The 9,070-nt window shown below is 69.4% G+C and carries 8 protein-coding genes; 1 reads left to right on the plus strand and 7 read right to left on the minus strand.

The genetic code is table 11. The annotated features are described in order from the left end of the window. From AC1D01_RS11645 to AC1D01_RS11665, 5 genes are all read right to left on the minus strand, one after another. The coding region (locus tag AC1D01_RS11645) for a hypothetical protein (protein ID WP_477866284.1) at window positions 1-221 on the minus strand (221 nt) is incomplete at its 3' end. Window positions 222-327: 106 nt separating this feature from the next. Continuing rightward, window positions 328-1,164, minus strand: a complete 837-nt coding sequence (gene fdhD, locus AC1D01_RS11650) for a formate dehydrogenase accessory sulfurtransferase FdhD (protein ID WP_477866286.1) — start codon at window positions 1,162-1,164, stop codon at window positions 328-330. After that, window positions 1,161-1,448 carry a hypothetical protein gene (locus AC1D01_RS11655; RefSeq protein WP_477866288.1) on the minus strand — a complete coding sequence of 96 codons (288 nt, stop codon included), beginning with the start codon at window positions 1,446-1,448 and terminating at the stop codon, window positions 1,161-1,163. The genes fdhD and AC1D01_RS11655 overlap by 4 nt, the downstream gene beginning before the upstream one ends. Then, on the minus strand, window positions 1,423-3,777 hold the full coding sequence (locus AC1D01_RS11660) for an FdhF/YdeP family oxidoreductase (RefSeq protein WP_477866290.1): 2,355 nt from the start codon (window positions 3,775-3,777) through the stop codon (window positions 1,423-1,425). The genes AC1D01_RS11655 and AC1D01_RS11660 overlap by 26 nt, the downstream gene beginning before the upstream one ends. 77 nt (window positions 3,778-3,854) lie before the next feature. Beyond that, window positions 3,855-5,528, minus strand: coding sequence for an OFA family MFS transporter (locus tag AC1D01_RS11665; protein ID WP_477866292.1), 1,674 nt, complete (start codon window positions 5,526-5,528; stop codon window positions 3,855-3,857). Between the two features lie 188 nt (window positions 5,529-5,716). On the opposite strand from AC1D01_RS11665, the gene AC1D01_RS11670 reads away from it, so the two are divergent. After that, the gene (locus AC1D01_RS11670; protein ID WP_477866294.1) at window positions 5,717-6,790 is read left to right on the plus strand and encodes a substrate-binding domain-containing protein; all 1,074 of its coding nucleotides are present in this window, start codon (window positions 5,717-5,719) and stop codon (window positions 6,788-6,790) included. A 98-nt stretch (window positions 6,791-6,888) separates the two neighbouring features. On the opposite strand, the gene AC1D01_RS11675 is transcribed toward AC1D01_RS11670, so the two are convergent. Beyond that, entirely contained in the window at window positions 6,889-7,494 is a 606-nt protein-coding gene (locus tag AC1D01_RS11675; RefSeq protein ID WP_477866296.1) for a PqiC family protein, read from the minus strand. Next, window positions 7,491-9,070, minus strand: a 1,580-nt coding sequence (locus AC1D01_RS11680) for a PqiB family protein (RefSeq protein WP_477866298.1), incomplete at its 5' end; no start/stop codon positions are given. The genes AC1D01_RS11680 and AC1D01_RS11675, both read right to left, overlap by 4 nt.

Below are 9,070 nucleotides of genomic sequence, written 5' to 3' on the forward strand. Positions count from 1 at the left end.
TCGGCGAGCTGCGTGTCGGCACGGCCGAGCCGCGGCCGCAGCGCACGCAGGAAGTCGCGCCCGGCCTGCGCATGGCCGAACTTCAGCAGCAGGTGCGCCGCCTGCGGCCGGCCGTGGCCCTTCAACAGGTTGCCCTGCAACTGCGCCAGCAGCGCGCGCTCGTCGGCGGTGATCGTGGCCAGCGAGAGGGTCTTGCTCAGGTCGACGACCGGGGGGGCCATGGTTGGTCCTGGTGAGGCAGCAACGACAGCGTGCCTTCACGCCGCGTTCACGGCATCCCCAAGTTCGCGGAAACCGAACCCCCCAGTTTGTCGATGTCAGGGCGTGTCAGCCGAGCGTCGCGAGCGCGGTGTAGTCCACCGCCTGCTGGCCGCGGCAGAAGCCGTACAGCTGCAGCCCCGACTGCCGCGCGATGTCGACGGCGAGCGAGGTCGGTGCCGAGATCGCGGCCAGCGTGCCGACCTGCAGCCGCGCGCACTTGCTCACCAGCTCGTAGCTGGCGCGGCTGGACATCACGACGAAGCCCGGTGCGCCGAGCCGGCCCGCCAGCGCGAGGCGGCCGAGCAGCTTGTCGAGCGCGTTGTGGCGGCCGACGTCCTCGGTCACGTCGAGCAGCTCGCCGGTGGGCGTGGCCCAGCCGGCCGCATGGCAGGCGCCGGTGACCGCGTTCAGCGCCTGCCGGGCCGGCAGCGCGGCGAACGCGCGCAGCACCACGTCGGCCGGGATCGGCGCGTGCTCGGGGACGCGCGCGGTGGGCATCAGGTCGAGCTGCGCCAGGCTGTCGATGCCGCACAGCCCGCAGCCGGTGCGGCCCTCGAGCGAGCGCTTGCGGTCCTTCAGGGCCGCGAACGCACGTGACGACACCGTCAGGTGCACCTCGCAGCCGCGCGCATGGGCCATCACCTCGATGTCGCGGCATTCGTCGCGGCCGGTGATCAGCCCTTCGGAGAGCGCGAAGCCGAGCCCGAAGGCCTCCAGGTCGGTCGGCGTGGCCATCATCACCGCGTGCGACAGCCCGTTGAAGACCAGCGCGACCGGCGACTCCACGGCCACGGTGTCGCGGCGCTCGCTGGCCTCCGCACCGACGTGGCGGCGCACCGACACCGCCTCGGTGGGCGGCAGGCTGTCGGGCAGGTCGCAGGTGTCGGGTTGGGGAAGGCTCATGTCAATCGGCGTGCGATGTCGGTGGCGAARGCCCGCCATTGTCCGGCCTCGTCGACCTGCAGGCGCACCCAGCCGGGGCCGACCGCGTCGCCGATGCGGGCATCGCTCATCCGCGTGTAGAGGCGGATCAGCACGCTGACGCGCACGCCCAGCCGCTTGGCCAGCCGCGTCAGCGAGACGCCGCGGCCGTCTTCGTCGAGCTCGAGCAACTCCGGCAGCGCACGCTCCTCGAGCGGCGCGGGTGCGTTTTCAGCTTCCTCAGGCGACGGCGGGTTCGACGACATCGCGCGCGTTTGCCACCGACCCGTCCTTCGGGCGCAGTGTCAGCACCACCGGGATCGACTTCGAGGTCGGCGTGCGGGCGCCGATCGCGAAGCTCTGCAGCGGCACCAGCGCGTTGGTCTCGGGGTAGTAGCTCGCGATGCAGCCGCGCGGGATGTCGTACTCGACCAGCAGGAACTTGTCGGCGGTGCGCCGTTCGTCATTGCCGGCGTCGCCGAAGTACACGCTCGTGATGTCGACCCAGTCGCCGGCCTTCATGCCGATTTCCTTCAGGTCGTCGCGGTTGATGAAGACCACGCGGCGGTGCCCGTAGACGCCACGGTAGCGGTCGTCCATGCCGTAGATCGTCGTGTTGTACTGGTCGTGCGAGCGCACCGTGGCCAGCGTCAGCACGACCGCATCGGTCTGCTGGCGGGCGCGGTGCACGGCGGTGTCGCGCGGCACCGGATGGGCGCTGAACTGCGCCTTGTTCGATGCGGTGACCCACACGCGCTCCGACGCGGTGTTGCGCAGCCGGAAGCCGCCCGGCTTCCTGATCTTCTCGTTGAAGCCGGCGAAGTCGTCGAACACCGCCTCGATCTTGTCGCGGATGCGGCTGTAGTCCTCGACCAGCCACAGCCACGGCGTCTTGCTGGAAGGCAGCGTGGCAGCCGCCAGCCGCGCGACGATCGCCGGCTCGGACAGCAGCATCGGCGAGGCCGGCGCGTTGATGCCCGACGACAGGTGCACCATGCTCATCGAGTCTTCGACCGTCACACCCTGCGTGCCGGCGGCCTGCAGGTCGACCTCGGTGCGGCCCAGGCAGGGCAGCAGCAGCGCCTGGCGGCCGTGGATCACGTGGCTGCGGTTGAACTTGGTCGCGACGTGCACCGTCAGCTCGCAGCGGCGCAGCGCCTTCCAGGTGGCATGCGTGTCGGGCGTGGCCGACGCGAAGTTGCCGCCCATCGCGAAGAACACCTTGCCGCGGCCGTCGAGCATCGCCTCGATCGCGGCGACGGTGTCGAAGCCGTCGGCGCGCGGCGGCTCGAAATCGAACACCTCGCCCAGGCGGTCGAGGAAGGCCGGCGCCGGCTTCTCGTAGATGCCCATCGTGCGGTCGCCCTGCACGTTGCTGTGGCCGCGCACCGGGCAGGCGCCGGCACCGGGGCGGCCCAGGTTGCCGCGCATCAGCAGCAGGTTGGTGATCATCTGGATCGTCGCGACCGAATGCTGGTGCTGGGTGATGCCCATGCCCCAGCAGGCGATCACGCTCTTCGCGCCGGCGTACAGCTCGGCGGCCTGGCAGATCTGCGCTTGCGTGAGGCCGGATTCGGCCTCGATCGTTTCCCAGCTCTCGGCGCGCACGTCGGCCTCGAAGGCCTCGAAGCCGTGCGTGTGCTCGGCGATGAAGGCYACATCGAGCACGCGGGCGGCGCCGTCGCGCTGCGCGCGGTCGTCCAGCTCGAACACGTGCTTGCACATGCCCTTGACGAGCGCGAGGTCGCCGCCGATGCGCAGCTGGAAGTAATGCGAGCTGATCGGCGTCGAGCCGAGCGTGGTCATCTCGAGCGCGCTCTGCGGGTCGGCGAAGCGCTCGAGCCCGCGCTCGCGCAGCGGGTTGAAGCTGACGATCTTCGCGCCGCGCTTCGAGGCCTGGCGCAGCTCGCCGAGCATGCGCGGGTGGTTGGTGCCGGGGTTCTGGCCGAAGATGAGGATCGCATCGGCCTGCTCGAAGTCGTCGAGCGTGACCGTGCCCTTGCCGACGCCGATGGTCGGGCGCAGGCCCGAGCCGCTCGGCTCGTGGCACATGTTCGAGCAGTCGGGGAAGTTGTTCGTGCCGTACTCGCGCACGAACAGCTGGTAGAGAAAGGCCGCCTCGTTGGAGGTGCGGCCGGAGGTATAGAAGATCGCCTGGTTCGGGTCCGGCAGCGCGCGCAGCTCGCGCGCGATCATCGCGAACGCCTGGTCCCAGTCGATCGCCTGGTAGCGGTCGGAGGCCGCGTCATACACCATCGGGTGCGTGATGCGGCCCAGGTCTTCGAGGAAGAAGTCGGATTGCTCGGCGAACCACGAGACGGTGTGCGCGCCCAGCACCTCGGGCGTCGCGCGCTTGGACGTGGCCTCGGCGGCCACCGCCTTCACGCCGTTCTCGCAGAACTCGAAGGTCGAGGTGTGGTCGCGGTCGGGCCAGGCGCAGCCGGGGCAGTCGAAACCGTCCGGCTGGTTGGCCGACAGCATCGTCTTCGCGCCCTTGGCCGCGATGCCGTGCTGCAGCAGCTGGTGCGCCACGCTCTTCAGCGCGCCCCAGCCGCCGGCCGGACCCTTGTAGAACTCGATCTTCTGCTCTGCCATTTTTCTCGAACGCTCCCAATCAGGCAAACCAAACCCACCACGCCGACTTATCGGCGTGTTGGGTTGCTTCTACAGCTTCAGGCGAAGAACTTGCCGACGGTGAGCAAGGTCTTGTAGACGCCCCAGGCCAGCGGAATGCCCACTGCCGCCCAGGCCAGCGCGACCACGAAGGTCGGCGTGGTGCCGCCTGCGCCGGGGCCGCTGCCCACGTCGGCTGCAGCCGCGCGGTCATGCGCCAGGCGCTTCTCTTCGGCCAGCTCTTGATCGTTCATGAAGTGCTTGTCGGCCACCGGACGGATCGACAGGTTGGCGAGCAGGCCGATCACCAGCATGCCGACCAGGATGTACATCGTCTGGTTGTAGACCTGCTCGCGCGGGATGCCCAGGCCGAGCTGGTAGTCGCGCATGTAGTTCACGATCACCGGGCCCAGGATGCCGGCCGTGGCCCAGGCCGTCAGCAGGCGGCCGTGGATCGCGCCCACCATCTGCGTGCCGAACAGGTCGGCCAGGTAGGCCGGCACCGTCGCGAAGCCGCCGCCGTACATGCTCAGGATGATGCACACCGCACCGACGAACAGCAGCGTGCTGCCGGCCCCTGCGCTGCCCGGCAGGCTGGCGTACAGCACGCCGCCGAGCACGAAGAAGATCGTGTAGGTCAGCTTGCGGCCGAGCTTGTCCGAGATGCTGGCCCAGAAGAAGCGGCCACCGATGTTGAACAGGCTCAGCAGGGCCGTGAAGCCCGCCGCGATGCCGGCGATCGCCGCCTTCTGCGCGGTGTCGAGTTCGCCGATCTTCTTGGCCACGCCGATCAGGCTGCCGCCGAAGACTTCCTGGAGCATCGGGCTGGCCATGCCGATCACGCCGATGCCGGCGCTGACGTTCATGCACAGCACCAGCCAGACCAGCCAGAACTGCGGAATGCCCCACACCTTCTTCACGTGCACGTGGCGCTGCGTGATCATCGCGTTGGCGGTCTGCGCGACCGRCGGGGTCCAGCCTGCGGGCTTCCAGCCGCTCGGCGGCACGCGGTAGCCGAAGGCGCCGCCCAGCATGAAGACGAAGTACACCACCGCCATCACGATGAAGGTCTGCATCACGCCGACACCGGTGGGCGATGCGAAGTTCTTCATCAGTTCGGCCGCGAGTGGCGAACCGATCATCGCGCCGCCGCCGAAGCCCATGATGGCCATGCCGGTGGCCATGCCGCGGCGGTCGGGGAACCACTTGATCAGCGTCGACACCGGCGAGATGTAGCCGAGGCCGAGGCCGATGCCGCCGATGATGCCGGAGCCGAGGATCATCAGCCAGAACTGGTGCAGGTGGATGCCGAGCGCCGAGATCAGCATGCCGCCGCACCAGCAGAGCGCGCTGACGACGCCGGCCTTGCGCGGGCCGGCCCGTTCGAGCCAGCCGCCCCACAGCGCCGCCGAGCAGCCGAGGAACACGAAGAACAGGGTGTACATCCACCCGAGGGTGGAGACCTTCCAGTCGCAGGTGGTGGTGAACAATTCGGCGAAGAAGCCGACCTCAGGACCGCACTTGATGGCTTCCTTGATGCCCAGTGCCCTGGACAATGGCAACCAGAACACCGAGAAGCCATAGGCCATGCCGATGCACAGGTGGATCGCGAGGGCGGCCGGTGGGACGAGCCAACGATTGAAGCCAGGGCCTGCGATGGTGCGCTCTTTGTCGAGCAGACCAGCGGCAGGGGCTGGCGCGGATGCTGTCGAATCCGCCGTGGTTGTGGACATTCTTGCTCCCGGGTTTGTGAGTATCGGTATTCAAGATCCCGCCGGGCTCGCACGGGGCTTGATGCTGCAGTGACACGCAGGCTCCGACTGTAGGCAGGGGCCGGCGTGGCGGCAATATGATGCCGTGGACATAGGCCCGTGAACAAGCAATCGCTTACATGGGCAGGAAAACGATAAGGCCGTATTTCGTGAACAAAGTCACCATCAAGCCCCAGTGGTCGCTGAGCCGAGAGGGCAGCGGCACGCTGATGCCGCGGCTCATCGAACTGCTGCGCCTCGTGCAGCAGCACGGCAGCCTGGCGCGTGCCTGCGAGGTGAGCGGGTTGTCGTACCGCCATGCCTGGCAGATGGTGCGGCAGGGGCATGAGCTGTTCGGTGCGCCGCTGCTGCGCATGTCGCCGGGGCGCAACTCGACGCTGGCGCCGCTGGGCGAGAAGCTGGTGTGGGCCGACCACCGCATTGCGGCGCGGCTGACGCCGTTGTTCGAATCGATCGCCTCGGAGCTGGAGGCCGAGATCGCGCAGGCGATGGAGGAGCCGCCGGCGGTGTTGCGGCTGCATGCGAGCCACGGGTTCTCGATCGAGATCCTGCAGCAGCAGTTGCTGGCCGACGGCATGCAGCTCGAATGGAAGTACTGCACGGCCATCGAGGCGGTGTCGGCGGTGTCGAGCTGGCAGTGCGACGTGGCCGGCGTGCACGTGCCGCAGGGCGAGTTCGAGGCGGCGGGTGTCGCGCACTACCGGCCGTGGCTGCGGCCGGGCGAGCAGATGCTGATCGACGTGAGCACGCGGCGGCAGGGGCTGATGCTGCCGCGCGGCAATCCAATGCGAATCCAGGGGGTGGCCGACCTGGCGCGCGTGGAGGTGCGCTTCGTCAGCCGGGATCCGGGCTCGGGCACGCGGCTGCTGCTGGACCTGCTGCTGCAGCAGGCGGGGGTGGACCCTGCCGGGACGGTCGGTTATGCGCCGTGGGAGCGCACGCATGCGGCAGTGGCCGCGTACGTGGCGAGCGGCATGGCCGATGCGGGCTTCGGGGTCGAGACGGCGGCTCGGCGCTTCGAGCTGGATTTCATTCCGCTGCAGACGGAGCAGTACTTCCTGCTGTGCGACGAGGCCTTCTTCGACACGCCGGCGATGCAGCAGCTGATGGCGGTGCTGGGAAGCGACGAGTTCCGGGCGGCGGCGGACCTGCTGCCGGGGTATGACGCGCGGAACGCGGGGGGGGTGCATCGGCTGGAGGATGCGTTTCCCGGGTTGAGGTGAGTTCGGCCGCGCCGCTCAACACCAGCCGCTCTTGTTGGGGGGAAAAGATTGAAGTGATCGACGAGCATGCGAGCGTCCGCATGCTTCGTTGATTGCGTTCAGCAAGCGGGAACTGCGGCCGACTGATCCATCGCTTTCAGCCGCTCGCCGATCTGATCCGCCAGCCGCTGCACCGCGCGGCGATGCGCCGCGGCGATCGACGGCGCATCGGCACCCGCCGTCTCGTGCAGCCGACTCGTGCAGGCCAGCGTGCGCACCGGCGTCGCGACCGAGGCGGCCGACCAGGCCGCTTCGATCCAGGCCTCGCGGCCGAGCAGCGACTCGAAACGCTGCACCTCGATGCGCAGCCGCCAGCCGCTCGCCGCGCCGGGCTGCGTGCGTGCGTCAACCGCATTGAAGCGCTCGGCCAGCCTGGCCATCACCGCCGCCCTCAACTCATCGCGCAGCGGTGCGACCCAGCGCTCGCCTTCCAGCACGCGCAGGCTGTCGTCGCTGGCACGCAGCACCCATTGCGGTTGATCGACGGCGGCGGGCACCGTCACCGGGCCGAGCTCGATGACGAGCGGTGCGCCTGCGGTCGGTGCCGACGCTGCCGAAGCAGACGACGCCGCCGGCAGCAGGCTGTGGAAGCGCACCGGCGGCTGCGACGCGCAACCCGCCATCGCCAGCATCGCGATCAACGATGCCGCGATCCACGCCCTCATCGCCCGTTCTCCAGCGACGGCAGCGGCGGATCCGCCGGCTTGCCGCGCAGCAGCGATTCGGGATGGCGCTGCAGGTAGTCGGTCAGCACGCGCAGCGATTGCGCGGCCCGTTGCAAGTCGGTCATCGTCTGCTCCACGTTGCGTTGCACCGGCGCGTCCGGGTCGAGCAGGTTGCGGTCGAACTTGCCCAGCGATCCCTGCAACGCATCGAGCGTCTTGCGCACCTCGGCCAGCGACTGCTGCGCCTCGGGCGACAGCTTCGCGATCGCCTCGCGCGCCTGCGCCAGCGTCGCCCGCAGGTCGCGGCCGATGTCGTCGAACGGCACCTTGTTGATCTTCGCGACGATCTCGGCGATCTGCGGCTGCACGTCGGACAAGGTGCCCGGCACCGTCGGCACCTGCGGCACGCCGTCGGCCATCACCAGCGCAGCCGGACGGCTTTTCGGGATGAAATCCAGCGCCACGTACATCTGCCCCGTCAGCAGGTTGCCGGTGCGCAGCTGCGCACGCACGCCGTTCTCGACCAGCCGCTGGAACAGCCGCACGTTCCGCTCGGCCCGCTCCGCGCGGTCGCCTGCACGTCCACCGCCGCCCTCGACCAGCGCCCCGCGCACCGCGCCCAGCCGCAGCGGGTGCACGTCTGCCGTGACCTCCATCGGGTAGCGCTTGCGCTGCGCGTCGTAGCCCGGGCGGATGGCACGCACCTCGCCGATCTCGACACCGAGGAAATCGATCGGCGCACCCACCGACAGCCCGCGCACCGATTGGTCGAACACGAACTTCAGCCGCATCGGCGGGCCGTCCGGCGGCGCGATCGCCGCCTTGCGGTTGCTGAACAGCCAGAAGCGCGTGCCGGCGGCCGCCTCGGCCTCGTCCTTCGCGTTCGGCGTCGCGAGCTCGGAGTGCTCGAACGCGACCCCACCGGCGATCACGGACGTGAGCGCCTGCGTGTCCACCGTCAGCCCGCTCGCGTTCAGCGTGAAGTCGAACCCGCTCGCGTTCCAGAAGCGCGAGCGGTTGTTGACCAGCCGCTCGTACGGCGCCTCGACGAAGATCTGCACCAGCAACTCGTCCTTCTCGGCATCGAGCGTGTAGCCGACGACGCGGCCCACGCGCGTGCGGCGGTAGAAGATCGGCGAGCCGACGTCCAGCGAACCCAGGTCGGGCGCGCGCAGCACGAAGCTGCGGCCCGGCTCGCCGCGCAGCACGAAGGGCGGCACCTCGAGCCCGACGAACGATTTGCGGTCTTCGGTGGACACGCCGGCATCGGCGCCGATGTAGGCACCCGACACCAACGTCGCCAGGCCGCTGATGCCGCCGACGCCGATGCGCGGCCGCACGACCCAGAAGTTGCTGTCTTCCACCGCCAGCGCCGCGGCCGAGCGCGCCAGCCGCACCGAGGCGATCACGCGCTTGCGGTCCTCGCTGAGCGACACCGCATCGACGCGGCCGACCACCACCTCCTTGTAGCGCACCTCGGTCTTGCCAGCCTCCAGCCCTTCGGCAGTGCGGAACTCGATCGTGATGTGCGGACCCGCCTGCAGCAGGCTGTTGACCACCAGCGACACGCCCACCG

The organism is Rhizobacter sp. P3_B12, assembly GCF_056402895.1.